Origin of the sequence: Spiroplasma endosymbiont of Polydrusus pterygomalis (assembly GCF_964030635.1) — a bacterium.
In the GTDB taxonomy this organism is placed as follows: domain Bacteria; phylum Bacillota_I; class Bacilli_A; order Mycoplasmatales; family Mycoplasmataceae; genus Spiroplasma.
In genome coordinates, this window is the sequence record NZ_OZ034909.1 from 97,463 (window position 1) to 124,128 (window position 26,666).

Annotated in this window: 30 protein-coding genes and 1 pseudogene; 18 read left to right on the top strand and 13 right to left on the bottom strand. The window is 25.5% G+C overall.

Annotated features, from left to right (window positions below):
- The first annotated feature begins 53 nt into the window (after window positions 1-53).
- From ACQH23_RS00630 to ACQH23_RS00640, 3 genes are all read left to right on the top strand, one after another.
- Window positions 54-980, top strand: a complete 927-nt coding sequence (locus ACQH23_RS00630) for an Mbov_0401 family ICE element transposase-like protein (protein ID WP_425378541.1) — start codon at window positions 54-56, stop codon at window positions 978-980.
- Window positions 955-1,386: a hypothetical protein gene (locus ACQH23_RS00635; protein WP_425378535.1), complete on the top strand. Its 432-nt coding sequence runs from the start codon at window positions 955-957 to the stop codon at window positions 1,384-1,386. The genes ACQH23_RS00630 and ACQH23_RS00635 overlap by 26 nt, the downstream gene beginning before the upstream one ends.
- A gap of 349 nt (window positions 1,387-1,735) precedes the next feature.
- Window positions 1,736-2,122 (top strand): hypothetical protein, encoded by a 387-nt coding sequence (locus ACQH23_RS00640; RefSeq protein ID WP_425378542.1) that lies wholly within the window; start codon window positions 1,736-1,738, stop codon window positions 2,120-2,122.
- A gap of 93 nt (window positions 2,123-2,215) precedes the next feature.
- On the opposite strand, the gene ACQH23_RS00645 is transcribed toward ACQH23_RS00640, so the two are convergent.
- The 3 genes from ACQH23_RS00645 to ACQH23_RS00655 form a co-directional block, all read right to left on the bottom strand.
- Window positions 2,216-3,802: a hypothetical protein gene (locus tag ACQH23_RS00645; protein WP_425378543.1), complete on the bottom strand. Its 1,587-nt coding sequence runs from the start codon at window positions 3,800-3,802 to the stop codon at window positions 2,216-2,218.
- 12 nt (window positions 3,803-3,814) lie between these two features.
- The gene (locus ACQH23_RS00650; protein WP_425378544.1) at window positions 3,815-4,699 is read right to left on the bottom strand and encodes an ABC transporter permease; all 885 of its coding nucleotides are present in this window, start codon (window positions 4,697-4,699) and stop codon (window positions 3,815-3,817) included.
- Window positions 4,700-4,784: 85 nt separating this feature from the next.
- Window positions 4,785-5,348: an ABC transporter permease gene (locus tag ACQH23_RS00655; RefSeq protein WP_425378545.1), complete on the bottom strand. Its 564-nt coding sequence runs from the start codon at window positions 5,346-5,348 to the stop codon at window positions 4,785-4,787.
- Window positions 5,349-5,385: 37 nt separating this feature from the next.
- Here ACQH23_RS00655 and ACQH23_RS00660 point away from each other — a divergent pair, with 37 nt between their 5' ends.
- On the top strand, window positions 5,386-5,631 hold the full coding sequence (locus ACQH23_RS00660) for a hypothetical protein (RefSeq protein ID WP_425378546.1): 246 nt from the start codon (window positions 5,386-5,388) through the stop codon (window positions 5,629-5,631).
- A gap of 134 nt (window positions 5,632-5,765) precedes the next feature.
- On the opposite strand, the gene potA is transcribed toward ACQH23_RS00660, so the two are convergent.
- From potA to ACQH23_RS00680, 4 genes are all read right to left on the bottom strand, one after another.
- Window positions 5,766-6,818 (bottom strand): spermidine/putrescine ABC transporter ATP-binding protein, encoded by a 1,053-nt coding sequence (gene potA, locus ACQH23_RS00665; protein WP_425378547.1) that lies wholly within the window; start codon window positions 6,816-6,818, stop codon window positions 5,766-5,768.
- 24 nt (window positions 6,819-6,842) lie between these two features.
- Window positions 6,843-7,376, bottom strand: a complete 534-nt coding sequence (locus ACQH23_RS00670) for a helix-turn-helix domain-containing protein (RefSeq protein ID WP_425378548.1) — start codon at window positions 7,374-7,376, stop codon at window positions 6,843-6,845.
- Between the two features lie 531 nt (window positions 7,377-7,907).
- Window positions 7,908-8,408, bottom strand: coding sequence for an IS30 family transposase (locus tag ACQH23_RS00675; RefSeq protein ID WP_425379273.1), 501 nt, complete (start codon window positions 8,406-8,408; stop codon window positions 7,908-7,910).
- 27 nt (window positions 8,409-8,435) lie between these two features.
- On the bottom strand, window positions 8,436-8,858 hold the full coding sequence (locus ACQH23_RS00680; protein ID WP_425378549.1) for a transposase: 423 nt from the start codon (window positions 8,856-8,858) through the stop codon (window positions 8,436-8,438).
- 411 nt (window positions 8,859-9,269) lie between these two features.
- Between ACQH23_RS00680 and ACQH23_RS00685 the strand changes: the two genes are divergently transcribed.
- Window positions 9,270-9,494, top strand: a complete 225-nt coding sequence (locus ACQH23_RS00685) for a hypothetical protein (RefSeq protein ID WP_425378550.1) — start codon at window positions 9,270-9,272, stop codon at window positions 9,492-9,494.
- Between the two features lie 566 nt (window positions 9,495-10,060).
- Here the strand turns inward: ACQH23_RS00685 and ACQH23_RS00690 are convergent.
- Window positions 10,061-10,321, bottom strand: a complete 261-nt coding sequence (locus tag ACQH23_RS00690) for a transposase (protein WP_425378551.1) — start codon at window positions 10,319-10,321, stop codon at window positions 10,061-10,063.
- A gap of 168 nt (window positions 10,322-10,489) precedes the next feature.
- On the opposite strand from ACQH23_RS00690, the gene mnmA reads away from it, so the two are divergent.
- Both mnmA and recD2 read left to right on the top strand, forming a co-directional pair.
- Window positions 10,490-11,623 (top strand): tRNA 2-thiouridine(34) synthase MnmA, encoded by a 1,134-nt coding sequence (mnmA, locus tag ACQH23_RS00695; RefSeq protein ID WP_425378552.1) that lies wholly within the window; start codon window positions 10,490-10,492, stop codon window positions 11,621-11,623.
- Between the two features lie 15 nt (window positions 11,624-11,638).
- Window positions 11,639-13,807 (top strand): SF1B family DNA helicase RecD2, encoded by a 2,169-nt coding sequence (gene recD2 / locus ACQH23_RS00700; protein WP_425378553.1) that lies wholly within the window; start codon window positions 11,639-11,641, stop codon window positions 13,805-13,807.
- Window positions 13,808-13,923: 116 nt separating this feature from the next.
- Here the strand turns inward: recD2 and ACQH23_RS00705 are convergent.
- Window positions 13,924-14,259, bottom strand: a pseudogene (locus ACQH23_RS00705) (IS3 family transposase); the annotation flags it as partial.
- A 185-nt stretch (window positions 14,260-14,444) separates the two neighbouring features.
- Window positions 14,445-15,395 (bottom strand): IS30 family transposase, encoded by a 951-nt coding sequence (locus ACQH23_RS00710; protein ID WP_425377887.1) that lies wholly within the window; start codon window positions 15,393-15,395, stop codon window positions 14,445-14,447.
- Between the two features lie 67 nt (window positions 15,396-15,462).
- Here ACQH23_RS00710 and ACQH23_RS00715 point away from each other — a divergent pair, with 67 nt between their 5' ends.
- Window positions 15,463-16,113: an IS3 family transposase gene (locus tag ACQH23_RS00715; RefSeq protein WP_425378554.1), complete on the top strand. Its 651-nt coding sequence runs from the start codon at window positions 15,463-15,465 to the stop codon at window positions 16,111-16,113.
- A gap of 130 nt (window positions 16,114-16,243) precedes the next feature.
- On the opposite strand, the gene ACQH23_RS00720 is transcribed toward ACQH23_RS00715, so the two are convergent.
- Complete coding sequence (locus ACQH23_RS00720) at window positions 16,244-17,224, bottom strand: IS30 family transposase (RefSeq protein ID WP_425378555.1); 981 nt, start codon at window positions 17,222-17,224, stop codon at window positions 16,244-16,246.
- A 301-nt stretch (window positions 17,225-17,525) separates the two neighbouring features.
- Between ACQH23_RS00720 and ACQH23_RS00725 the strand changes: the two genes are divergently transcribed.
- The 9 genes from ACQH23_RS00725 (at window position 17,526) to ACQH23_RS00765 (ending at window position 24,216) form a co-directional block, all read left to right on the top strand.
- Window positions 17,526-17,924 (top strand): hypothetical protein, encoded by a 399-nt coding sequence (locus ACQH23_RS00725; protein WP_425378556.1) that lies wholly within the window; start codon window positions 17,526-17,528, stop codon window positions 17,922-17,924.
- Entirely contained in the window at window positions 17,917-18,942 is a 1,026-nt protein-coding gene (locus ACQH23_RS00730) for a PBSX family phage terminase large subunit (RefSeq protein ID WP_425378557.1), read from the top strand. Before ACQH23_RS00725 ends, ACQH23_RS00730 begins: the two co-directional genes overlap by 8 nt.
- A 132-nt stretch (window positions 18,943-19,074) precedes the next feature.
- Window positions 19,075-19,377 (top strand): hypothetical protein, encoded by a 303-nt coding sequence (locus tag ACQH23_RS00735; protein ID WP_425378558.1) that lies wholly within the window; start codon window positions 19,075-19,077, stop codon window positions 19,375-19,377.
- Complete coding sequence (locus ACQH23_RS00740) at window positions 19,377-19,655, top strand: hypothetical protein (protein ID WP_253301740.1); 279 nt, start codon at window positions 19,377-19,379, stop codon at window positions 19,653-19,655. The genes ACQH23_RS00735 and ACQH23_RS00740 overlap by 1 nt, the downstream gene beginning before the upstream one ends.
- Window positions 19,648-20,172 carry a hypothetical protein gene (locus ACQH23_RS00745; RefSeq protein ID WP_425378559.1) on the top strand — a complete coding sequence of 175 codons (525 nt, stop codon included), beginning with the start codon at window positions 19,648-19,650 and terminating at the stop codon, window positions 20,170-20,172. The genes ACQH23_RS00740 and ACQH23_RS00745 overlap by 8 nt, the downstream gene beginning before the upstream one ends.
- 36 nt (window positions 20,173-20,208) lie before the next feature.
- Window positions 20,209-21,039, top strand: a complete 831-nt coding sequence (locus ACQH23_RS00750) for a hypothetical protein (protein ID WP_425378560.1) — start codon at window positions 20,209-20,211, stop codon at window positions 21,037-21,039.
- 3 nt (window positions 21,040-21,042) lie between these two features.
- Complete coding sequence (locus ACQH23_RS00755; protein WP_425378561.1) at window positions 21,043-21,420, top strand: hypothetical protein; 378 nt, start codon at window positions 21,043-21,045, stop codon at window positions 21,418-21,420.
- Window positions 21,421-21,477: 57 nt separating this feature from the next.
- On the top strand, window positions 21,478-22,866 hold the full coding sequence (locus ACQH23_RS00760; protein ID WP_425378562.1) for a hypothetical protein: 1,389 nt from the start codon (window positions 21,478-21,480) through the stop codon (window positions 22,864-22,866).
- Window positions 22,867-23,193: 327 nt separating this feature from the next.
- A complete protein-coding gene (locus tag ACQH23_RS00765) occupies window positions 23,194-24,216 on the top strand; it encodes a hypothetical protein (RefSeq protein ID WP_425378563.1) in 1,023 nt (340 codons plus the stop codon).
- Window positions 24,217-24,296: 80 nt separating this feature from the next.
- Here ACQH23_RS00765 and ACQH23_RS00770 read toward each other — a convergent pair whose 3' ends face one another.
- Together ACQH23_RS00770 and ACQH23_RS00775 are read right to left on the bottom strand one after the other, a co-directional pair.
- The gene (locus ACQH23_RS00770; RefSeq protein ID WP_425378564.1) at window positions 24,297-24,812 is read right to left on the bottom strand and encodes a lipoprotein; all 516 of its coding nucleotides are present in this window, start codon (window positions 24,810-24,812) and stop codon (window positions 24,297-24,299) included.
- Between the two features lie 114 nt (window positions 24,813-24,926).
- Window positions 24,927-25,871, bottom strand: a complete 945-nt coding sequence (locus tag ACQH23_RS00775) for a hypothetical protein (RefSeq protein WP_425378565.1) — start codon at window positions 25,869-25,871, stop codon at window positions 24,927-24,929.
- 319 nt (window positions 25,872-26,190) lie between these two features.
- Here ACQH23_RS00775 and ACQH23_RS00780 point away from each other — a divergent pair, with 319 nt between their 5' ends.
- Window positions 26,191-26,652 carry a hypothetical protein gene (locus tag ACQH23_RS00780; RefSeq protein ID WP_425378566.1) on the top strand — a complete coding sequence of 154 codons (462 nt, stop codon included), beginning with the start codon at window positions 26,191-26,193 and terminating at the stop codon, window positions 26,650-26,652.
- Window positions 26,653-26,666: the final 14 nt, after the last annotated feature.

The window sequence follows — 26,666 nt, forward strand, 5'->3', positions numbered from 1 at the left end:
TTTATTTACTTGCACTTACAAGTATAATTCAGCATTAATACTTACTAAACGGGGTGCAGTCTAAAGCTTGAATACTATTTAAAAATATTTTTGAATATATTGATAACTATATTTTTAATAAGGACTGACGCAAAGCACGTTATATTTCAAAAGGATTTTATCAACGAATTTTGGTTTTTCGTAATGGTGAAGTTACTTTTAAACGACGAAAATATATCTTAAAACCAGAATTTCAAGTGGCAAAAAAACCAAAAACGGTCTTTTTACTTGATATTCAATTAGGGATTGAAAGTTATCAGCGACTTGATTATGATTTTTCGTTAGAAATAATCAGCAAATTAGGCATAAATTTTAGTTATCAAGATATTTGTAATATGTATCGGAATGCTAACATAACAAAAAAAACAATTTTTAACCTTATTAAACGGTTTGATATTAAACATTTGTTAGAACTAATGCTAGATGAACCAGATACAAAACTAAAACATGATGGGGTTATTTATATTGAAACCGATGAAGCATATCGCAATGCCATTAGTTATCAAATCAAAAAACGATTAAAAATTAAGAAAAGAATCCGTTTAACCGTCTTTCATACTGGTTATAAAGATCCTAAAACAATACGAAAAACAATGCATAATGTCAAATTTCTAGTAACAATGACTAATGAAGTTAAAAAAATTAACTCTAAAAAATACTGACAAGGAATTAAAGAATTTATTAACTTAAATTATGAATCACCCGAGACAGCTAAAATTATTGTGCTTGGTGATGGTGCACAATATATTTCAACGGTTGAAAAACACATCAATGTTGAATTTATCATTGATCGTTTCCATGTTATTAAAAAAATTAAAGATTGTCTCCGTGGTCCACGATATTATAAACGTTATTTATTTAATAAAATTAGAAAAGCAATTCTAAAATTAAACTGAAACAAGGTTACAAAATACCTTGAATGGAGCTTATCAGCTTGTTAAAACCGAAGAAGCGAAAGGAAAGTTACAAGAAATATCTAATTATTTAAGAACATACTATGGAGCAATTCAAAAATGAGAATATCAAGAAAATATTGGTTGTCGCATTGAAAGTTATATTGCTCGAATTATTAAAGTAATGTTTCGTTCAAAACCAAAAATATTTAATGAAAAAACGATTTACAAAGTAATGTTATTAAAACAATTGACAGCTAATGGGATTAATCCCTTTCAAGAACTAACAGAAATTAAAAATCTTCAAGTAAAAAATGAACAAATTACTTGAAGATGAATATTTAAAAAGATGAATAATCCAGAAGTTAAACAATATAACTTACCAATATTCACCGCTTCTACATTATCAAATACTAAAACTCTTTTAAAGAAAATAGTTTATAATTATTATTAGAACTTAATGCTGAAAACTTTTCCCCAACATTTTACACGCTACCCATGATTTTCTTTAATTCGTTGCCGATTAACCAATAAATTATTTAAATTAACAACTATTATTACTAATAAAGCAATAATTATCGTTATCACAATTAAATATAAAACCTGAATTGTAAATATATTTGGGACACTTTATTGAATATTTTGTATTAAATCCAATTAATTTTTATAATTTAATGATTTTCTTGGCATTGAATTTATTTTTGTAGAAACCACATACATTTTGTACTTTTGGTATTTACATTTTTAAAATATTGATTTTATTAATATTTTAAAAATGTAAATACCAAAAGTACAAAATGTATGTGGTTTCTACAAACTTAATAGAACACCATCCAATAACGTTTATCATTACAGCTTTAGGTGATAATTTCATTGAAAAACTATATAATCAAACAATTAAGTCAATAGTAGGTGTCCAAATTACCGAGCAACCATTATCTAAAGTAATTAAGACTACTTCGATAAAGAAAATTAAGTATCGTTACTCCGATGAAGCACAAGCAATCGAAATTAAAAAAGGCTTGAAAAAAACAAATTATAGTTTATACTCTTCAAAAATTAATATTAAAAGTATTAAGAAAAATCTATTATTAAAATCAGGCTCAGCAACATCATTTTCAAATGATGAAAACATTTATACCGGAAAAGAAATAAAAATTAAATTTAGTTTTTACTATTTATTCGAATAAATTTAAAATTAGAAATTAACATTCTAACTAGAAAAAAATTAATTCTCTTAGAATTAATTTTTTATTTTTAAACTATCCATATACATATTTTTATTAGTTTTTTCCAGCAATTAAAATATTATATTTATTTAACAGATAGGTATCTAAATCTGTAATTGTAAATGGTCCATCTGCCATTTCTGGTTGGGCAATATACATATCATTATCATCAAGTTTCGTCACCGGCACATAGTCACTACGATAATTAACCATAGCTCCTGATGTTAGGCCATGTTCATTACGATAATAATTATAATTATTTTCATAATCCATTACTTGTTGATAAGGAGAAGTATAATTTTCTTCTTCAGTTAAAGCGGTTCCGTTTTGAATAATAAAATTCATAAACTTATAAGCTAAATCAGGATGTTTCGCATTCTTTGCTAAAACCATATTATCACTTCAAATATTAGTTCCCTCAGTTGTTGCTGGTGTTCATTCAGTTGTTGCTCGTGGTAGGGTAATAATTAATTTGGTAGAATTAGCTTCTTTACGACTGTTAGCAAATAATGTATCAGCATAAATTGCATCACCATTATACATAAAGGCAAAATCAAAGTTTCCATCCCCAACAGCGTTTATTAATTCATCATTCATTAAGGCAACATTATTATGTTTTAACAATGTTGCTAATTCCTGATAACCATAATCAATTTCGCTTTTTGTTGTTGGAACTGGTTTAAAATATTTTTTTTCAGTAGTCAACATAAATAAGTTTCGCGGATCATTATTAATTAAAACGCGTTTATTTGCTGCTGCTGCTTGTCATAAAATATCTCATGAAATTCCATTTGATTCAACACTATTATTTACCACATTAATAAGTTTAATTTGATCACGGCCAGCATCATCAGTATCTCACTCTGCTCGTTCATAATCAAATTGCCCTTTCGCTGATGATGGTAAAGTTTGATTTGCCTTTGCAAAAACATCTTTTAATAATTTTAAATTACTTGCTGTTGGATTAACTACTAACAAAACTTCGCCTCAAAAATAAGGTAAACTATAATTTACAATTGTTTTTTCGCCACTTACTTTATTTTTATTTAAAACATTTAATAAACCATTGGCTAATGATGCGGCATAACTTTTATCAAAAAACTTTGATGTTGTTGGGTCTAAATTAGCTGGCACAATACAATTTTTGTAAAATTCTGGATTTGTTTTTTGCACTGTTGCAATATCAACATTTAAATCATTAAAATATTCATTTCCAATTTTTCGTTCTGTCACCTGTTCACCATGATAATTTGCATTTGGTTTAATAATGTTAAAGCTTTTATCAACTTCATTTAGTTTTTGATAATCAATTTCTTCTAAACGATCTTCTTGTGCTAACTTATTAACCATATAATCACTTGGTACCATAATGTCATAATGCGTTGTATATAGTTTGTTGTATAATGTTTCATTGTTATCATAAACACTATACTTAACTTTCACATTATATTTCTTTTCAAAATTACTAATTAAATCAGCAGTAATATATCCCCCTCAGTTCGCGACGGCTAAATCATAAATATTATTAGTAATATAAACCCCCGTTAATAAGGCTATTGATCCAACAACAATAATTGTCAACGAAACTAGTTTTCAACTTTTTGCCAATCAACGGAATTTTTTCCGAGACATTTTATTCATATTTTCTTTGATTTATTGTCGTTCAACAAAAATTTGTTTCTTATTTTCGATTCATAAAACACTTTTATCGTATTTTTTTTCTAGTCTAATAATTTTTCAACGTAAACGTTCTTTTTGTTTTTCATTATCAAATTGCTTACTATTTAATTGATGATAAAGAAAGGATAATTTCTTTTCATAATGCATAATATCTTTGTCTTTATAAGTTCCTTTTAACATTTCCTGACGAAACTTATTATAATTAATTTTATAAACATTTCAACCATTTCAACCAATAATAATAATTCCAATAATTGCAATACAAATTGTTCCAAAAGCATTAATAAATGGTTTAATGCGTTTCATCGTATAAATGAATGTTGCAACGTTAACATCATCACCACCCGTAAAATAAGAAATGATAAAATCATCAAAACTCATCGCAAAGGCAATTGCCGCCGCCGCAATAATAGCTGGTTTTAAAATTGGCAAAATAATTTTCCGTAATGTTTGTGATGGCTTTGCTCCCAAATCTAATGACGCTTCAATTAATTTTGGATCCACTTTTCGTAATCGTGGCAACACCGTTAAAATAACATACGGAACATCAAATGAAATATGTGCTAAAACTAATGTTAACATTCCAAAATTTGCTCCTAAGGCAATAAATAACATCATTAACGATACGGCTGTAATAATATCAGCATTAATTAACGGAATGTTCGTAATTGATAAGGTCATTTTTTGGGTAACTCGGCGTGCTCGACTTAAACCAATCGTCGCTAACGTCCCAATGATAACTGAAACAACGGTCGAAATTACCGCGGTAAAAACTGACACAATAACACTTTGCAAAAAAGGTTGTTCACTGGCAAGTTGTTTATATCAACGATCAGAAAAACCACTAAAAATGCTCATACTTTCCCCACTATTGAAGGAAAATAAAATTAAAATCATAATTGGAATATAAATGAATAGCATAATTAATGCCATATAAGATGACTTAAAAAAATTTATCATTTTGACGCCCCTTTCTTGTTTCAAAATATTTCGATAATCAATTTGATAGCACAATAATTAAAAATACAATAAGCGCTAAAACAACTGATATCGCTGCGCCAATTCCAAAATTTTCCCCTTTAAAAAAATACGCTTCAATGACATCAACAATTAGATTGATGCGACCATTCCCCATAAATTTTACAATGATTAAAGACGTTGCGGCTTGAACTAATAGTAATGTTTCCCCCGCAATAATGCCTGGAATTGATTGACGAAAAATAACTTTTCAAAATGTTTTAAAACCATTTGCTCCCAAATCTTTTGAAGCTTCAATTAATGAAATATCAATTCTATCTAAACTATTATAAATTGGTAAAATGACAAATGGCAAAAAAGCATAAACCATCCCAATAACAACTGAAATTGGCGTTCCTAGTAACCCTGGGGCAATAATATTAAACAATGTTTGTAACCCAATAATTTTTAATAACATATTAATTCAAATTGGTAGTGTTACTAAAATTCAAATATTTTTTGATAACAATTTTGATTTACAAAATGCCATCACATATGCAACTGGATAAGCAACCACAATCGCAATTATGGCCGCAATTAATGAATACCCCAATGCTAAAAATAAGGCAATAACAAAATTCCGTTCTGAAAAAAATGTTACAAAATTTTTAAAATTAATTTCAAATACCAAACTATTTCCTGTTGGTTGAATAAATGAATATAGCAAAATAATTAATAACGGTACAACAATTAATAAAATCATAATAAGAAGGTATGGTCATAAAATTGGATTTAAACCTCTTTTAAACCATTTACTTTGTTTTGTGTGATAAGAAATGTTTAAATATTTTGTGCGGCATCAAGCAGAAAATTGCTGGCTATTTGATTTAACCCTACTACCGTGTTTTTTAAATCACCCTTTAACTTTTCCCGGTGGTTTCCCTTTGTTTTCCATCACTCTTACTCCTTAATCATCAATTTCTTTTCACATCACATGAATATCTTCAACATTTCATGAGATATCAACTTGGTCACCTTCTTCAACTTTATCTGTTGAATGAATTAAATATTTCCGTTCCTTACATTTAATAATAATTTCTCAATGAACCCCTTTGAAGTTAACTCTTCTAACTGTTCCTGTAAAAAACCCTTTCCCCACTGGAACAATATCAATATCTTCGGGACGAATAATAATATCAATGCGATTTTCATTTTCTCCAAAACCACGGTCAGCACAAATAAATTTTTTCCCATCAATTTCAACTAAATTGTCTTTAATAAAAATGGCATTTGAAATAATATTTGAATCACCTATAAATTGGGCCGTTCATAAGTTCTCTGGCTCATTGTAAATTTCCGATGGCGTTCCAACTTGTTGAATTGCCCCATCATTCATCACAATAATCCGATCGGACATTGTCAATGCCTCTTCTTGATCATGGGTTACTAAAATAAAAGTAATCCCAATTTCCCCCTGCAAAGCTTTTAATTCTGCTTGCATTTTTTTTCGTAACTTAACATCTAAGGCCGCCATTGGCTCGTCTAATAATAAAACCTTTGGTTTATTAATCAAAGCACGGGCTAACGCAACTCGTTGGCGTTGTCCTCCCGACAACTGCTCAACTGATTTATCTTCAAAGCCTTCTAATCCCACTAACTGTAGAAATTTTTTAACTTCCGTTTCAATAATATTATATTTATTTCGTTTAATTTTTAAACCATAAGCAATATTATCAAAAACAGTTAAATGGGGAAATAAGGCATAGTTTTGAAAAACAGTATTAACTTCGCGCTTATGCACCAGCGTTTTTAAATAATCTTTTCCTAAAAATAATAATTCACCACTATTTGGATGTTCAAATCCAGCAATAATTCTTAATGTTGTTGTTTTACCACATCCTGATGGCCCCAGTAATGTGACAAATTCTCCTTCTTTAATGTTTAAGTTAATTCCTTTCAAAACAACCTTTCCTTCATATTGTTTTGAAATGTTCCGTAACTCTAAAATATTTGTTTCCAATGCTCTTACTCCTTTTCTAATCTTTTAAAATATTGGTGGGGTTGATATTCATAATATTTCAACCATTTCATTTGTTTCATTTTTTAAATAATGTTGGTTATTACCATATAAATAAAAACTATCCCGGGTATGGGCTTCTTGTCCTTTTTGCCCGGAATAAACTACGACCGTCCCTTTTAAGACATAACCAAAAATCTGACCTTCAAAAGGTAATATCCGTCCCGATTCGCCGTAGGGCTTAATTTGAATTAAAATTGGTTCTAATTTATTTACTTGGGCATTAGGAACTAATCATTCAATCCGATAATTATCTTGTTTAACCTCATAGTGTTCTTCTGCGACATAAACAAATTTCTTATTTTTTTCTTGTTTAAAAAAATCTGCTAAGTTGGTGCCTAAAACTTCTAAAATACTTTCTAGCGTTTCAATACTTGGAGAAGAAATATCGCGTTCAAGCTGACTAATAAAACCTTTCGTTAATTCACAACGGTTTGCTAATTCTTCAATTGTTAAATTGTTTTTCTGACGTAATAATTTGATTTTTTCTCCTAGTAACATCGACATCCCTCCCTTCGTAATTTTGTTTAGTTATACTAAACTTTTTGTTTTTAAATTACGACCACATTAATTATAAAAAAAACAAAAAAAATATCAATAGTTTTGATGATATTTTTTATTTCCTGAATTGTAAAATTAAATAGTACAGTTAAACAAATAAAAATATTGTGTTAAAATACAAATTTAAAAAAGGAGAAATAACACAATAGACTTCTTGCGATACTATGATAATCATTGCAAATTAATTCATAAAGAAAAAATACAAATCGAAATTTATACCTCTTATTAATTTAATTCTTATAGTCTTTATAAGCGATGCGTTATTTTGGCACAACAAAAAATGATTTTATTATTTAAAGTTAATTTTCATTCAACTTCTTGTGTTATTTATAATAACAATTGAAAATTATAGATTATACTTCTTTCGATACCTGATTATTTATGCTTAAAAAGCAATTAAAATTTTTAAAAATAATTATTTTAAAGTTTAATTTAATTTTTTTATTTGCCAAATTGTAAAGTTAAGTGCAACTAAATTATTTTTCTAACCAAATATTCGATTGGCGAAAGATAATTTAGTATTTTTCTTGGTCTTTGGTTTAAAGACAATATAAATTTATGAACTGCATTTTTAGTAGTATTTGAAAAATTAAATTTTTTAGGAAATTTTTCTCTAATTAAACCATTAGTATTTTCATTAGTACCTCTTTGTCAGGGTGAATATGCATTAGCAAAATAAATTTTCACATTTAAATTTTTTTCAAGTTGTTGTCAATTAGCAAATTCTTTACCACGATCAAATGTTATAGTCTTAACAAGATTATTTGGAAGAATTGATAAATAATGGCTAATATTTTCGTTAATAACTTTAGTAGTTCTATTTTCAACTAATATTGCTAAAGTAAATCTTGATGTTCTTTCAACTAAAGTTATTAAACATGATTTACTTTTACCTCGTGATGATACTACGGTATCACCTTCTCAATGACCAAGAGTTACGCGATTATTAACATTAGCATTTCGTTCTTTAATTGATTTACCATTAAATTTACCCCGATTTTATTGATATTTTCGTTTCTTACCTTTTCTTCTTAAATTTTTATTAGTAACTTTTTCAATTAATCCATAATAAATTCAATTGTAAATTGTTTTAAAACTAATAATTCATTCTTTATGAAAATTTTTAATTCTGCCATAAATTTGTTCGGGTGATCAACCTAATAATAATTTTTGTTGTACATATTTTACTAATTCTCTATTTTTAAACTTATGAAAATAAATATGTGATTGTTTTCTATTTTCTGCTTTATTTTGTGCAATTAATGAAAAATAATGATTATTATCTTTATTTCTATTAACTTCTCGAATAATAGTACTAATACTTCGATTAAGATTTTTAGCTATTTCACTAATTTTTATTTTAAACTTCAATTGATTCTCAATATAAATTCTTTCATCTATGCCAAGATGTTTATATCCCATATAAAAACTCCTTGCTTTATTTTTTCTAAAATAAACTTAGCATCATAAAATTTTTATATGAGATTTTTTGCAATTTTATTTACTTGCACTTACAAGTATAATTCAGCATTTGTAATTTTTTTATTTTTGTTAGTATCGCAAAAAGCCTAATATAGTGAAGATATTCGCAAAAATATCTGTAATTTATATTTTGAATATTGTGATAAACACGCTGGTGGTGTTTTATCTTTATTTTATAATTTAAAAAAGGTAATTCACGGTGAAGAATTAAAAAATAAAGCACCTAAAAATTTAAAAACATTTCTTCGTTGACTTAAAAAAGATGAACGATGATTAAAAATAAAAAATAAAATTAAAGAAATTAAAATAAAACACCCAAGATATGAAGTTAAAGAATTAGGATTATTACAAATGGATACGAAATATTTTATGCCAAGTAAATTTCCAGTTGATAAAAAGTATTATGTTTATGATTTTATTGATGAAAGAATACGAGGAGCATTGGGTTATATTTATGATAAATTAAGCACCGAAAATGCTATTGATGCTGCTAAAAGAGCAATCAGTGATTTTAAAAAAATATTTGGTATTAAAATAACACGAATTAGAACTGATAACGGTTCTGAATTTAATTAATAGTCATCGTAATAATCAAAAAAGTACTGTTAAAAAAACTACTTTTACTAAATTTTTAACAAATAAAAATATTTTGCATCAAACAACACCGGTTCGTTCTTCACAGTCAAATGGTAAAATTGAAAGATTTCATTAAAATTATAGTAAATTATTTGTATTTGAAGAAAAAATATTGGATGCAGTTGGTTTACAAAATAAACTAAATAATTATTATTATTTTTATAATTTTGAAAGAGTACATAAATCTTTAAATTTTCAGACACCATTTGAATTTTTAACTAATTTAACTAAATAATTTAAAATTTGTAAATTTTTATTAAAAACTATTTTTTAGTTTGTCAATTTTAGGATTTTTATTTATATATTTATTATTTTTAATGACATTTTTATATTTTATTTATATATTTTATTATTTTTTTCTTGCTTTAATTTTGTCAAAAACTCTTGATAAAGTCAAAAACTATTATAAAATATAGAAATTTGTAAAAATTATATTTTAATAAAACCCAATAAAATCAAGGTTTTATTAAAATATCAAGAGTTTTTGACAAAATTAAAGCAATTTTTTATTTATTTCTAATTGCTGAATTATACTTGCACTTACAAGTATAATTCAGCAATTCAAAATCTTTTCGCTTTTTTCGTTCTTTTAGAATTTCTTTATTTTGTTGAAATTGATTTACTCATTTTGAAATAGTTGCTAAACTAATATGATATTCTTTTTCTATTTCACTATAAGATTTATTGTTAATTGAATATTCATTAACAATTTTTTCTTTAAATTCAAAAGAATGATCTTTAAACCCTTTTATTTTACCTTTAGCCATATAAAAATTTTTCTCCTAACTTTATATATTAATAATAATCTAGAAAAATTTTTATTTATATATCTCAGTTAAAAGAAACATTGCAGAGGGAAATATTTTCTTCTTTATATTTTTAACTTTCAATGTTAAAATATTATTAATTATTATTAAAAAAGGAAGTGATGGACAATGAAAAAAGTTGTGGTTGGCTTATCTGGGGGTGTTGATTCGTCAGTTAGTTTATATTTATTACAACAAGCAGGTTATAATGTTGAAGGTCTTTTTATGCGAAATTGAGACAGTCAATTAAATAATGATATTTTAGGCAATAAAGCAATTAATAATACAATTTGTCCGCAAGAACTTGATTATAATGATGCTGTTCAAGTTAGCAAAACATTACAAGTACCCTTGCATCGGGTTGATTTTATTAAAGAATATTGGAAGTATGTTTTTAAACATTTTATTAGTGAATATGAAAAAGGACGAACTCCCAATCCTGATATTTTATGCAATAAATATATTAAATTTGATTATTTTTTAAAGTATGCCATTAATAATTATAATGCTGATTTTATTGCAATGGGGCATTATGCCCAAGTTCGTTATAATGAAACATTAAAAGAATATCAATTATTACGGGGAATTGATAATGATAAAGATCAAACTTATTTTTTAAGTCAGTTGAATCAACAACAATTATCAAAAACCTTTTTTCCGTTGGGAAATTTAACAAAAAAAGAAGTGCGGGCAATTGCCGCGGCGCAAAATTTAAGTACAGCTAATAAAAAAGATTCAACTGGGATTTGTTTTATTGGGGAACGTGATTTTAAAAAGTTTTTGCAAAATTATATTCCAAATCAAATTGGAAATATTGTTAATATTGAGACAGAGGAAGTTGTTGGAGAACATAATGGGGTTATGTATTATACAATTGGACAACGACGCGGTTTAAATTTAGGTGGAATGAGTGAACCATATTTTGTTGCTGGGAAAAATGTTACGAAGAATATTTTATATGTTGCAAAAAATAGTGAAGAAAAATGATTATATTCAATTAGTTGCACCATTACTGATGTTAATTGAATTAATACTTTGCCAGCAAAAGAATTTGATTGTACAGCTAAATTCCGTTATCGTCAAAAAGATATTCCAGTTAAAGTAACAGTTTTAAGTGATGATAAATGTCTTGTTCAATTTGCAACAAAAGTAAAAGCAATTACGCCTGGGCAAGCAGCTGTTTTTTTTCAAGACGAAGTGTGTCTTGGTGGGGGCGTTATTAATGATTTTTATTTAGATAATGAAAAATTATGTTATTTATAGGGAAGGACTACTAGCATGGCGGGAAAAATACGAGGTTATTTAAAATTAATTGTTTTTGAATCGAAGAATGGTTATCGGATTTGTAAATTTCAATTAGAAAACGATAAAACCCATTTTATTTTTATTAAAGGATTTTTATCAACTTTACAACCAGACCAATTATATGAATTAATGGGAGACTTTGTTTATAATGAACGCTATGGCGAAAATTTTGAAGTAACAGAAATTAATAAGATTTCGCCCCGTAGTACTGATGAGGTCTTAAAATATTTAACTAGTAGTTTATTTCCAACGATTGGACCTAAAACAGCGCAAATAATTATTGATTATTATCAAACCGATGTTATTACCCAAATTAAAGAAAATTTAACAACATTAAACCAAATTCCAGGAATTAGTTCTAAACAAGCTAATATTATTGCCAAAGTATTTAAGTCAATAAGCCGTGATAATGAATTAAATCATCAATTTAATCAAAAAGGATTATCGTTACAAGTTTTATCCTTATTAAAAACAAAATATAATGTTGATCAAATTTATTCTCTTTTAACAAAAGATCCTTTTTCATTATTGTTAAAAGATAACATTTCTTTTAAAACAATTGATAAGATTTATTTAGCATTTGAACAAGATCCCGTGAGCAATATTCGGATTGGTTATTATGCTTGATATTTAGCAAAAAAATTTTGCAATCATAGTGGGGATACTTATTTAACTTTAAATGAATTAACAGCCCTTTTAGGAAAACATTTTCTGACTTTAACAAAAGAACATTTATTGGCTGGTTTGAAATATAGTAAGCAAATTAATTTGTTAATTTTTAAAAATGACAAAATTTATGTTACTGAAGTATATCATAGTGAAATTAAAATTGCCGCAATGTTAGCGGGTTTAAATACAACTGATCAATATGATGATCAAAAACTAACAGCCGAGTTAGCGATGTTAACAAGTAAGAAGCAAATTACTTATAATATGCAACAAAAAAAAGCTATTAAGGACGCTGTTTATGCTAATTTTTTAGTTATTATTGGTGGACCAGGAACGGGGAAAACAACCGTTGTTGATGGGATTGTTAGCTTATTAAAAAAAGTTTATCACCAATCAGAAATTGTTTTAGCAGCTCCCACCGGTAAGGCAGCAAAACGATTACGTGAAAAAACTGGCCAACGAGCATTAACAATTCACAAATTATTAAAATATGATGCTTTAAAAAATCAGTTTTTTTATAATGAAAATAATCCTTTGGAAAATGATATTTTAATCCTAGATGAAGTTAGTATGGTTGATAGTTTATTATTAGCCCAAATTGCCAAAGCTAGTGTGAATTTACAAAAATTAATTCTAATTGGTGATCCTAATCAGTTACCATCCGTTGCTTGTGGGGATTTACTCCGTGATATTATTCAAAGTGATGCTTTTAATGTGGTGAAATTAGATGAGGTTTATCGCCAGGAAGCGGGAAATGATATTTTAGAATTAAGCTATGCAATTGAGCAAAATAATTTTGAATATAACTTATTTGATAAAAAAGATGTGAAATTTATGGCAGAAACTGACCCGCAAGAATTATTAAAAACTGTTGGTGATTTATACCAAAAACTTAGTGGTAAGCAACAAGAAGATTATAATGCGGTTCAAGTTATTGCCCCAATGTATAATGGACCAGTTGGTATTAATACTTTAAATACTTACTTACAAGATCGTCTTAATCGTTCATATGGTCAGAAAGAAATTAAGATTGGTCATCGCCTTTTTCGCGTAAACGATAAAGTTATGCAACTTAAAAATTGCCCGGAATTGGAAATTTATAATGGTGATGTCGGTGTTATTATTGATATTAGGAAAGATAAAAATTTAAATGATGTTCTCTTAATAAAATATGATCATGTTATTGAGTATAATAAAGAGTTATATTATGACATTACTTTAGCTTATGCTTGTAGTGTTCATAAATTACAAGGAAGTGAGTATAATAATATTATTTTTGTTATCACAAGAAGTTTTTGAATAATGTTGAAACGAAATTTAATTTATACGGCAATTACTCGTGCTAAAATTAATTTATATTTAATTGGCGAACCAACCGCTTTTTTACAAGGTGTTAATAATTTACCGCAAAAACGGCGAACAACCTTGCAAACAGCGATTAAAACTTTTTATTACGAGCAAGAAAGCAAGTAAACAATCGGTTACTTAGGGCAATAAATTTTTGAAAATTATTCTCCCCAAGGTAAAATAGTTTACTTTTTTTAGTAAAAACAGTTTTTTTGGATTGGCAACCCTTTTTAGGACACTTTTTATATGGACTGTTGTTTTCTAAATTCAACAGGTGTTAAATAATTTAAACGACCATGAATTCTAATATTGTTATATCAATGCACAAAATCAAATAATTTATATTTTAATTGGGTTAAATTTATAAATTTTTGCCCCTTGATAAATTCCGTTTTAAAACTTTTGTAAGTTGTTTCAGCCACAGCATTATCGTATGGACAGCCTTTATTGCTTAATGATCGTTTGATGTTAAAAGTATTTAAGATATTATCAATGATTTTATTTTTAAATTCATTACCCCGGTCAGTATGAAATAACGTAATTTGTTTTAATGGTCTTGTAATTGAATAAAAGACTTCTTGTAGACTAGATAGACTGCACCCCGTTTAGTAAGTATTAATAAAAAGGTTTACAAACTTTTATTTATTATACTTCTTTCGATACCTTATTATTTATGCTTAAAAAGCAATTAAAATTTTTAAAAATAATTATTTTAAAGTTTAATTTAATTTTTTTATTTGCCAAATTGTAAAGTTAAGTGCAACTAAATTATTTTTCTAACCAAATATTCGATTGGCGAAAGATAATTTAGTATTTTTCTTGGTCTTTGGTTTAAAGACAATATAAATTTATGAACTGCATTTTTAGTAGTATTTGAAAAATTAAATTTTTTAGGAAATTTTTCTCTAATTAAACCATTAGTATTTTCATTAGTACCTCTTTGTCAGGGTGAATATGCATTAGCAAAATAAATTTTCACATTTAAATTTTTTTCAAGTTGTTGTCAATTAGCAAATTCTTTACCACGATCAAATGTTATAGTCTTAACAAGATTATTTGGAAGAATTGATAAATAATGGCTAATATTTTCGTTAATAACTTTAGTAGTTCTATTTTCAACTAATATTGCTAAAGTAAATCTTGATGTTCTTTCAACTAAAGTTATTAAACATGATTTACTTTTACCTCGTGATGATACTACGGTATCACCTTCTCAATGACCAAGAGTTACGCGATTATTAACATTAGCATTTCGTTCTTTAATTGATTTACCATTAAATTTACCCCGATTTTCTTGATATTTTCGTTTCTTACCTTTTCTTCTTAAATTTTTATTAGTAACTTTTTCAAGTAATCCAGAATAAATTCAATTGTAAATTGTTTTAAAACTAATAATTCATTCTTTATGAAAATTTTTAATTCTGCCATAAATTTGTTCGGGTGATCAACCTAATAATAATTTTTGTTGTACATATTTTACTAATTCTCTATTTTTAAACTTATGAAAATAAATATGTGATTGTTTTCTATTTTCTGCTTTATTTTGTGCAATTAATGAAAAATAATGATTATTATCTTTATTTCTATTAACTTCTCGAATAATAGTACTAATACTTCGATTAAGATTTTTAGCTATTTCACTAATTTTTATTTTAAACTTCAATTGATTCTCAATATAAATTCTTTCATCTATGCCAAGATGTTTATATCCCATATAAAAACTCCTTGCTTTATTTTTTCTAAAATAAACTTAGCATCATAAAATTTTTATATGAGATTTTTTGCAATTTTATTTACTTGCACTTACAAGTATAATTCAGCAATTAAATAAAAGAAAAATTGTATTTTTTATCAAAGAAAACATTAATAAATATCCACTAAATTTATTACTTGATATAACAGATTTAAAGCGTAGTTATTGAGATAAATATAAAAATTATTCAAGTAATGGTAAGGATAGCGAATCATTAAAAAATATTGTAAAAGTCTATGAAGAAAATTTAAAACAATTTGGTTATCGTCGAATTACCAAATATTTAAAAGAAGATTATGGCATTGTTTATAATGCTAATAAAGTATTACGAATTATGAAAGAAAATAATATTCAAGCTGAATATGTAAAGCGTATGCGTAGAAAAATATTAATAAAACAAAATAGAAATAAAAATATAATTAAATATCCTGATTTAGTAAATCGTAATTTTAATGATATTAAAGAAAGATTTTCAATTTTATTTACTGATGTAACTTATTTAATTTGAAATGGTAAAAAACATTATCAATCAACAATAATTGATGGATATACTAAAGAAATTATTGATGTAAAATGATCAAAATTTAATAATAACAAACTTGTAATTGATAATTTAAATGATGCAATTAATAAAATGGCATTGTGTAGATACAAGCTCCAAATTTGTATCTCTTGTTAAATTGATAATAACATTATTTAAAATAAATGCAACTATTTTTTTAAAAAAATAAATTATTTATAAATTGTTATTATTTTGAACATATTTTGACACACTAAAAAATAATTTATTAAATTTAATTAATAAAAATTTACTTAATATTTTGTAAAAATATTTCTTTTGCACTTACTCAGTTTAAACACGGTCGAAGTTTATCGTTTATAACATCAACTACTCAGTCTATTTCTTGTTGACTAACATTATTAAAATCAGTTCCTTTTTTAAATCAATGTCTAAATTCACCATTCATATATTCAATTAATGGTTTTTGTTGTGGTGAAGCAGGGTCACAAAAATATACTTGTGTTTCAGCAAATATTTCCATTTCTCTTCATTTACTAAATTCTTTCCCGCGGTCTGTTATTATTCCTTTCATTTTACCCATTAAATTATTACTTACAATCATATCTTTAAATTTTGTTAAAACCTCATTAGCGGTATGATTTTTTAATTTCATTACAAAGTAATTTTTACTTGATTGTTCTACTAAAACTAAACAACTAGATTGATGGTCTTTTCCAACTACGGTATCCATTTCAAATCAGCCAACATTAGATTGCTTATTTTCAATATCTAATATTGATTTAAAATTATTTAATTTACCACGATTATCATATTCCCCCTTTTTCTTATATTTTTTACCATGATGGCGTAAATTTTGTTTATTTAAACCGAATAATTTTAAGTCAATTCATTTATAAAAATTTTTAACACAAGCAGGAAATTTAACACCAAACTTTATAAAATATCGATGAATAATTTGTGGTGGTGAATTATGAAGAATATTAAATCGTAAATTTAGTCATTCTTTTTGTTCTTCTGTTAATTTGGGGGGCTTTTTAATAGATTTTTTTCGTTTTTTTAAATAATCATTATGTGCTTTACCAACATCATAATCTTCTATATTTTTAAATCTATTAATTTCTCTTTTAACAGTTTTAATATCTCTTCCCGTTTGCCTTGATATTTCAGATAAATTAATCGTTCCATTTTTCTTTTTGCAACTATCAGATAACAATAAATCCTTAATAAATCTTCGTTCGTCAAATTTTACATGTGTATAATCTTGCATATATTTGTACATCCATTTCTTTTATTTAAATTCATTTATACAGGAATTTTTAAAAAAAGGTATTGACAAATAATTTTAAAGATATATTATTATAATGTAACAAGTATCGAATTTGTATCTCTTTATGCTTGTATACTAAAATAAAAAGTAAATTACTTTACTTTTTTTTATTTTGATGTAAAATATAAATAATAAAAAAGAACCATAGCGGTTCTTTTTTATATTTTCAGATATAGTTTACTCTTTTATTTAATCATATTCATTAAATAATAGCAATTTTAGTATGCAAAAAGGAGTAAAAATGAAAGAATTTAATCCAAAAACAGCAAGTTTACGAACATTTTATCGTAAAATAGAGCAGTTTTGACGTGATAAATCACCTAATATCCCCTATACTTTGAATGATTTAACCAATAAATTAAATCTTTCTCGCCATTGAAGACAAGAAATTTATCGGAGCGAAAAGATAGTTGCTTTACTTGAAAAACAAGTTGATAAAATAGAAAGTGAACTTATTAAACAAATGGTTAAAACGCCAGAAGGTACTAGGTTATATTGACAGCGTGCATTTAATTATAAATATTCACTGCAAGAAAAAGAACTTGAAAAAGAATTAAACTTAAATAATCAACAACCAATAATTGTTAATTTACAAACGTATATTAGAGATATTAAAAAAGAAACTGAAAATAATGCTTAATCATTTTACTTATTTGTTAGAAACGCCTTATTGGTTATTACAAAATAGTAATATTGGTAATAAATATCCATTTGTTAAGAAATATGAATTAGTTAATGAAATTAATCAAATTGGGACACGATATAGCGGTAAGACTATATCAAATATTAAAATGTTTGGTGAATTATTAAAAATTAGTTTATTAATTAAAGAACCAATTTGTATAATTGCTAGTATGTATTGGAGTAAAGATTTAAAAGATAGTGTATTTCAAAATATATGAAATATGTTAGATGAAAATAATATTCCTTATACTATTAATTTATCAAATTTTACTTTTACTTTATCAAATGGTAGCAAAATATATTGTAAAGGTTTACATTCACCAAGTCGAAAAGAAAAATTAAAAGCCTTTGCTGATTTGAATAAGTATAAATTAGTAATTGATTGAAGAGAAGAATGTGACCAATTTCAACAAAAAGATTTAAGTGATTTAGAGTTTGCTATTCGTGGTTATCAAAATAAAATAACAATTAATACGTGTAATCCTGAAAGTTTAAAAAGATATATTGTTGGTTATTGTAATGAATTATTAGCTTTTAATGAAGAAATAATGCGTAGTAAATATGAACAAATTAAATATATTGAAAAATGAAATATAAAAATTATTATTCATTATTCTAGTTGAAGACTTAATTATAAATTACCACAAGATAAAGTTAATGAACAATTAAGATTAGAACAATTAGATATTGAAAGAGCAAGAGTGTGGAGTTGAGGATTGCCCGGTAATACTAGTGGTTCAATCTTTGCGAGATATATTGATATTATGCAAGCAATAGATATTATTCAACCAACGAAATTATTAGGTGGTGTTGATATTGCTAATGCTACTAGTCCAAAAGGACATACAACAGCAGCTAGTTTTTGATTATATAATTCATTTGATAAAAAAGCATATAAAGTCGCAGAATATACTCATTCAAATGCTACACAGCAATTTAAAACTGAATTAGAACAAGTAAAAGATATTTTATAGTTTTATAACAATCAATTAAATCAATATTTTAATTTAATACAACAAGGTATATCAATAAATGTTGATGATAGTGCATATTCAACATTACAAAGTTTAAATAGAGAAAAATATAATTATACTTTTGGGCAATATATGACATTTAAACCAGCACAAAAACAGAAATTTAAAATAAGGCATCGGATTGAAGCATTTACAATGTTAATAAATACAAATCAATTAAAATGATTATGAGAAAAATGTCCTGTAAGTAAAACCCAATATGAATTAATTCAATGAGAAGATAAACCAGATGCCAGAGAAGAACGAATGTTAGACTTATATGATGATACATTTGATAGTGATTTTTATGCTTTACATTTTGAATTAATACCAATGGTTAAACATAATAATTCAGCAGATTATAAATTATGACAACAAAGGGATTGAATAACTTAATGAAAAAAGATATTTATGTAATCCATGATGAACGTGTAATAAATGCAAAAAGACCTTATATGTCTGTTTGTGGACAAGTTAAAAAAAGACTTTGTCAAGAATTAAAAAAAGATAATATTGCAATATGTAAATTAAATTTATATAACGAATATATTAAAAAATATCAAAAAGTTAAAGTATGTGTTCAAGTTTTAGCAAATGAGCCAAATTTATTAACAGTAAATATTATTAATTATGCACTTATCTTAAAATTAAAGGAGCAAAATAACCATGAATAATACTTTCCCTAGTTTACCAAACTTAAGTGATATTAATAGTGTTTTAAAATTTTATAATTATGATTGAACAATTAATTTAGCAAATATTATTGCTCGTCATCAAATGCGATTAATAAATGGTAAAGATATTTTATTTAAGTCTCATCGTAAAGATATTTTAGAAAAATTAAATTGATGATATGAAACTTATAAAATAAAAGAAAAATTAGATAAAAATGAATTAACAGCAAGTTTAATGGGTAAAACTATTTTCGGTTTATTAGAGACTAGTGATGGCAATATTGATTTATGAATTAATCCTTTTAACTTTACATCACGTGTAAGTAAAATAAATGAAATTGAACAAGGGGCCGACATTTGATTAAATTATCATCAATCAGATAGTGGTTTTATTTTAAATTTAATTTGTACCAAAGATAAAATAGTTATTAAAGGTTGACCAAAAAATAATGAGGTAGTTGTTGGACAAAGTAAAACACAAATTAAAGATGATGTTAGACCTTTTTTAGTTCAATAATTTAAAAATAAATTAGGAATAGTACCTTTTTGAGAAATGATAAATGAACCTAATCCGTTGTTCTTATCAACTTCAACTACATTAAATCCATGACCTACAATGGCAAATTGTTATAAATTACAATTTGATTTAGAAGATAGTTTTAATATTAAATCAAAAGAACGATGAGCTAATCGTACGCACTGATATGGGGTATTAGATGATGGTTTAATGAATGCTTACAATATGAGAAATAAAAAAGCATTACAAGATGTATTTGATGATATTTTCATTCAATCAGGTCAAACGGCAGCAGATGGGACATCATCGCAATCTTTACAAGTAGTACAAGGTACACCAACCTTAGAAACATATACTGAAGATCAAAAATCTATTATTGAGCAAGGATATTTAGCCTGTCATTTTTCTAGCCCTTTTGGTGATAAATCAGATAATGACCAAAATAAAACACAGTCATTATTAACTAAAACAAAAGACTTAGAAAAAAAAGCATATTTACAAGCATATCGTAAGCAATATTATACTAAAATGTTTGATACAGTTTTAAAATATTATGGTTTATGAAATGGTAGTGGTGAACGCCCTTATGGCTTTGATTTTATTAGTGCTAGTTTAGTTGACCAAATGCGACAAAATGAATTAATTACTGCTAGATTAGATAATGGCACAATGGAACCAATAAGAGCTATAACTGAATATGACAATATTGATGAATTAGAAGCAACAAAATATTTTGAGAAAGTAGAAGCATGACAAGATAAAATGCAAGCTAAAGAAATAGAACATAATAATAAATTACTAGAATATGATGAAACTGGTAATAATCAAAATGCCTTACAAGGTAGAACAGAAATAAAGGAGAATTAAAAAATGAGTAGAATTAACCCAGGAGTTATCGAAGAACTAAGAAGACAGGCCCACGATACTTTAATAGATATCAGAGAAAATATAAAAGATAATAGACATTGAATGGTATTTCCTTTTAATGTTTATAGTTCATATATTCCTGATACTGAAACAGGTTGAAAACCCAATAACGCAAAACCTAGTGATTATGGTAGTTATTCAAGAATATTTGATAATATGGAAAGTACGATTGCTCAATGACAAGATAGTTTAAAAATAGTCCAAAAATATAAAGGTGAAGAAACTAAGATATTAACGATTGATGATTTTAATAACCAATCAATTAATTCAACTATATGAGCAAATAATGAAACACCGTTTGCGATGAAATTAAAAGATTAAAATAATAATGTTTATTGAAAATTAATTGATGGGGAAAATATTTATGATATTAATAGAATGTTAGAATACTTAAAGCAATATAAATTAAGTTATTTTATTAATAATGATAATAAAGCTGATAATTTTTATACAAAAGAAGTTAAAGTTGGTAAACATTGAGATGCTTATATGATTGATGATAGAAGTTCGATTCAATTTGGTGAAGCTAAATTTGAACAAGTATTTACTCAGCAATCAACTGAAAGACAATATACTTTATTAATTTTAGATGAAGATGCAGATAAATTAAATATTAATGATTATTATAACTTTTATACGGTTTTTAATGACCATGGATTAAATATTGGTGGAGGTAATATAAATATTTCTCCCCAAGATAGACAATGATTATATCCATCAAATGTTATTAATTATTATTCACCATATGATGGTAGTTTTTTATGACAAGAAATTACCTTTTCAAGTATTAATGACAAAATTAGTAATAGTGGTTTATCAGTTAGACAATTTATTCAAACATCAGTACCAGGCGAGGGTTATTGTTTTCCTAAAATAACTTATAATGAGAAAACAAATAAAGGAATTATTGAATTAGATGATATGTTATTAAAATACCCCGGTGTTAGAGCAATGGCAGTTAAATTTTATGGTAATCCGATCTTTTTTGATATGCCAGTTATTGGTCGACCAATTATTAAAGGTCAATTTAATCCAAAAGTAATGAATTCACGAGATTTATTAATGTATAACATGTATATGTGTCCGCCTGACAAAGTTAATACTTATGCTTCACCTGAAGTAAGTTGATATAACATTCAAGGGATTCAACCAACAATGATAACTGGTTATGAAAACTTAAAAAAAGATATGGAAAGTAGATATGATTTTTGAAATCAAAAAAATAGTGAGGGTATTGTTATAACTGACCAAGAAAGTTCGACAGCTACTAATCCTACTGTCGGAAAAACAATTAAAGAAGAAAATAATGACTCTAAATTTTATTGGTCTAAAAATTGAAAAATAACGCCACCAAGTCAAATAAAAGTAAATAGTGGTGACGTTAATAATATTATTAGTACCCAAGCTTCATCTTATTTTAGAAGAAAAGATGAATTTGGTAATACTGTTGGTAGTGTTCAAATTGAATACAATAAAATGGGTTCATGTAATGTTTGAGATATTTTAAATATGAATAATTTTATTAATCGCCAAATTACTGTCTTACCTTTAAACTATACTCAAAAGTTAGTTTTTAATCCTTTTACGATACCAGGCGGAGTTGGTAAATTCTTAAACTTTATTTCGTTTGGTATTCCTTGAGGCTGAGTTATTAATCAAGATGAAAAAACTTGACCTAATTTTCAATGATTAAATGGATTTATGAGTGCTAATATTTATAGTTTTTATAATGATGCTTTTTGGTCTGAAAACTCAAAAGGTAAATAACATTTACCTTTTGAAATATTTAGAGAACAAGGCAATGATAAAGTTGGTGCTATTTTTGGAGCAAATGCTACTAGTTTCGGGTTTACTACTTTATTAACTGATAAATTAGTAAGTACTGTTTTAACTAAGGATGGTAAACCAACAAATAATATAGTTTATTCAACATATAATCTAAAACAATTAAATCAAAAAACTAACCGAATTTATTTAATTAATGAACTTACAACAGCAGTAGATGCTCAAACACCAGTTAGTGACGGTGAAGAAGATAATGATTGTGAATTCTTACAAACACCAGATGGGACAAATTGTAGTTATATTATTGATATGTTTTCAATACAAGCATTATATAAAGGTAATTTTGAAATTATCTTTTATGCTGATAACCCATACACCAATAATGAAGAAGATTATTTACGCTTATCAGTATGAAGTTTTCGTGGAAAAACAAAAAGTATATTAAATAATTATTTACGTGACATGACAACTAATTATAAAACTAGTTTCTTATTACCACATGATTATGAAATACCAACATTTAATTACCCACAATATGTCTTGCCACCAATTCCATATAAATATCAACCTTATACAAAAGATATTATGCCTTCTGATGTAATACTACCATTAATAACTAAAATTACAGCATCAGCACAATGTAAAAATATAATTGAATATCCAGCAACTTTATTTTCTAATGAATTTAATGAGGGTTATAATGAAGGTTATTATGAGATAGAAATTGACTTAAAACAAATTGACCCAACTATTCAAAGTATTAGTAAATTTCAAGATGCTTATAAAACAATTGAAATAAGTAATCTAGCTAATTTACAAGTTGAATGTGGGCCATGTGATATAGAATATTTTATTCCTAATAGAAATATTGATTTATTAGAGGGTCAAAAATGTGACCATAATATTGGTTTATTAAATAATATGACTTTACAAGAAAGCGGTCGTTCACAAACTGATAAGGTTAATTTTTATAATACAGTAACTTTATATACTGATAATATAACTAATGATATTAAAACATTCGCTACTTCTTTTACTAATGGTTTACCAAATTATGGTGATTATCAAAATATTTATAAAATTAATAATAAAGAAGCATATATTATATTTTTATTACAAATAACATCTCTGTCAAATGAAGTTGATAATAAAATTAAAGAAACATATTTACAAGCATATTATACTAATGATGTAAAATTAAAAATTAGATTTTCAAAAAAAATTATTGCAATATTATCAGGTAAAGATTTAAAACCTTCAAAATGAACATATCTTGGTAATGATAAAGATATTACAATAGATGTTTCTAACCCCAAATGTCTTGGGAATTAGAAATAAAAGTAATAACCCTATAAAAATAACTATTAAACCAAGATAAAACAAAAAGAGATATTAAATCTCTTTTCCCATTCTTAATTAACTTTTACATTACCATTTTCATCGGCAATTAAGTTAGGTAATTTTTGTTCTTCACCATTTCAACGATAAACTGATTTAATATAGTCTTCATAATGTTTTCCTTTACCCCATATATATTCTGTTGAAGAATCTAATAAATTACCAGTTGCTAATAAAATGTCATTATTTATAGTAAAAATAAAACCAACAGGTCTTTCACCTCAATCTGTTTTTAAACCGCTACCTTTTTCACCATCATTTTTTAATTTAAATACTTTTCATACATTATTTAAACTATTTCTACCAACAATATAAAAATACTTATTGTTTACTTCTTCAAATGGTTTCTCTTGTGGTGCTATTCATTCTAAATTGTTTTTAATATTTTCATCTTTTGTATCTATTTTATTTTCTTCTTTTAACTTTGCTAATTCATCTTCACTATATTGTTGTGTATTACAAGCAATTAAACTTGTTGTACTTGTTCCAATTAAAGTGATTGATCATAAAATATTTAGTATTTTTTTCATTTTAAAATATTTCTATATTCTTATATAATTTTGTTTGTTAATTTAATTAAAAATGAGAATAACTTAGGTTATTTTCATTTAAAAATATTTTAAAAACTATTTATATCAATTTAATTATACTGATGATTTTATAAATTTTCCTAATTCAATCAATGAAAAACCAAAAGCTTTTGTAGATTTATAACCTTGTTCTATTATTAAAGAAACATTTTTTATTTCTTCACCTAAATCTTCAATATTTTGTCCTAAATCTTCAATATTTTGATTAGATATTTGATTATTATATTTTTGAATATTGATTACTTTATCTCCTATTTTTTTTAATTTATTACCTAAAACATATCCGTTTAATTCATTTGTTAATCATGGTTTTACAATCATTCTATAATCTTTTAATCCCAGTAATATGTCTGGATAATATTTAAGTTTCTCATCTATTGTTAATTTTATACCTATAGTATTAATGTTTTGACCAATAATATTAATATTTTCATTTATTTTAGATATATTAACACTATCAGTAGTTAAATTTTCATTTTGATATAAATAAATAATTTCACCTAATTTTTCTAAAATTTCTCCTTGAGAAATAGAACCATTACCTAAATCTTCTACATTTATTAAACTTTTAATTAAACCATTAGTTATTTGTTTTACTAATTCTCCAACTGCTTTCATTTTTATTCCAAAAGTTTTTACATTTTGTCCTAAATTTTGAATACTTTGTTTTATATTATTTTTATTTATAGTAATATTTTTAATATTTTTTGATAAATCTTCTTTAAGATAATTTCCTAATTCTTGTAATTTTAGCGTTAAATCACGTTCAAGTAATATCATTAATTGACATTCTTCAATAACTTTTTCACCCATATCTTTTACTTTTTCAGATAGGTTATTTTTGATATCTATTAAATTATTTAATTTTTGTGAATTAATACCTCTTTTTATAATATTTAATTTATTGTCCCCTTTTTGATAAGGATTAGCGGCAATTATTGTTGGCATAGCGCTTCCACTAATAGTTAACATACTTAATAAACTAAGTAACTTTTTCACACTTGTTTTTCTCCGTTTCTTAATCTTGAAACTTTTTTATCAAGATCTATCCTCATTGTATATATATATATATATATATACAAGCAAAATTGGTAATTATTTTAAAACTTTTATCTTTTAAAATAACTTTTATTACACGTTTTAAGGGGTAAATTAGCAATCAAAGATATTAAATTTAGTATTTTATATTATTTACATAAAGTATTGTATTTAATAAAATATTAGTATATAATTAAATTATAGGTTTAATCTTTTTCCGTAAAAAAGAGTTATGCTGACTTGTTAATCGGACAAGGATAAAAAAAGAGGAGTTTATAAAATGGCACTTATAAAAGAACAATTAATCGAACAAGGTTTAAGTGAAGAAATTGCAGAAAATATCTTAAATCAGTTTAATAATGAAGCAAAGCAAATTAGAGAAAGTGTGCAAAAACGCGAAGATGTTATATCAAAAGAAGACTTTATTAAATTATCTAATGAATTAGATGAATTAAAAGCCTTTAAAGATGTTCCATCTACTAAAATTGAAGATATTAAAACTAATTTAGAAAAAGTTAGTGGTAGTTCTTTATTTGAAAAAATGCAAACTTTAAAAGAATTAAAACCTGATTTGTTTATACAAGAACAACCATCAGTTTCACCAGCTAATTTAATTAAAGATATGATTGAAAATTCGGTTGAAAATAAAAATGATGAAATTGAAACTATTAAAGAAAAAGGAGCATATACTCCAGAAGAAATTAAGAAATTAACTGATTATACACTTAAAAACCTTAGATAATAAGGGAGTGAATA